Raw genomic sequence first — 1,569 nt, 5'->3', positions numbered from 1 at the left:
ATAAAGAAGCCGTATCGGGAATTGAAATGAATTTGTGAAATTCCACATAATAAAAATAAGGAACAGAGGATTCCATTCCTTTTTTCATCATATCTTTAAGTTCGGTAGAATTTGTATTTAAATATTCGTTTGAAAAAGATTCCAAATTTTTAACCGAGTTATCGGCGATATTTGAATAAGAATTTATTATCATATTATTTATTTGAGATTCTATTGAATTGCTTGCTTGAGCTTTTGTGTTTTCTATTTTTTCATGTATTTTCCAAGCTGGAAGTTCTCTCAAACCTCTTTCATGCGAGGATAAAGTGCTTACTCTTCTTATTATATTAATATCCATAGAATCGAATACGCTAAAATCGTTACTTACTATTCCAAAATATGGCATTTCTTGAACTATTCCGTCCGATAAAGTTAAAGTTATTACTCTTGAATTCGCTTCGTTATTATGCCATATTCCAGATTTTGCCGTTATAACTCTTTTCGACTCGGAAGTTCCGTCAAATATTACCACATTAGACATTCCGTTATTGTCCGAATATTCCGCTCCAATTGAAAGTCCCATATCCGATATATAAGTAAAATCCAATTTTCCTACCGCAATAGAAGGACGCATATTAATCATATAAGATATTAAAGCTCTGTATCTATAATTCGATTCGCTCATTATTACATTATTAAAAAATAAAGAAAAGAAAAATGTCAATACTCCGAGTATTATTATCGGAATATATATTCTCATATGCGAAAATCCCAAAGCGCGCATAACTATTATCTCGTTGTCCGAAGATAATCTTCCGTATCCCATTATGCTTGCCATTAAAATGGACATTGGAATCGTTATCGCCACATTGAAAGGCAGCATATAAACGAAAACTTCAAGAGATATTTTTATCGGCGCTCCGTTATTGATTATGAGTTTAAATAATTCGGGCAAAAGCTGTATTACGAATATAAAAGTAAAAAATAAAACTCCCGCTATGAAAGGACCTATAGCTTCTATAATAATATATTTTGTTATTTTTTTCATTTTCTATTTTTTAAAAAATTTATAAAATATTAATAAATACCCCGAAAACCAATATTCCTAAAGTTATATAACTTAAATAATCGAATATTATTGGAGAAAGTAAAATAATAAACGCCTTAAACGAATTATCAATATCAAAAGAAAATTTAATATTTCTATATAATAAGACTAAATAATATATTTGGATGACGAAAAAAGCCAAAAACTGAATAATAATATTTGAAAATATTAAAGTTATCGGAAGTATAAATATAAATATTCCGTAAATTCCAAAACAGTTGCATGCAAATATTTTCAAATTATTTTTATCGTTATTTTTAGAAAATATAAAAACCGTAAAATTGATAATCGCTATTTTTACGATATTTGAAACCGCTATATAAGACGCTATTCCAAAAGCGATTATAAGAAGATTTAATATATTACTTTTGCTTCCAATTGAATATAAAACCGAAATTGAAACGGTTAATGCCGTTATCAAATATATTATTAAAGAATATTCAAAATTGATATTTTTTTTCACATACTCCACGAACTCTGAA

The 1,569-nt window shown here is 27.7% G+C and carries 2 protein-coding genes; both read right to left on the bottom strand.

What is annotated here, in order from left to right; translation table 11 throughout:
- Window positions 1–1,027: LptF/LptG family permease (locus EZH24_RS11575; RefSeq protein ID WP_137999244.1), on the bottom strand; the 1,027-nt coding region annotated here is incomplete at its 3' end.
- Window positions 1,028–1,046: 19 nt separating this feature from the next.
- A complete protein-coding gene (locus EZH24_RS11570; protein ID WP_236847226.1) occupies window positions 1,047–1,550 on the bottom strand; it encodes a hypothetical protein in 504 nt (167 codons plus the stop codon).
- Between the last annotated feature and the right edge of the window lie 19 nt (window positions 1,551–1,569).

It is taken from the genome of Brachyspira catarrhinii (assembly GCF_005518285.1).
GTDB classification, from domain to species: domain Bacteria; phylum Spirochaetota; class Brachyspiria; order Brachyspirales; family Brachyspiraceae; genus Brachyspira; species Brachyspira catarrhinii.
The sequence above is the reverse complement of the archived record's forward strand: the minus strand, read 5'-3'. Positions and strand labels throughout refer to the sequence as shown.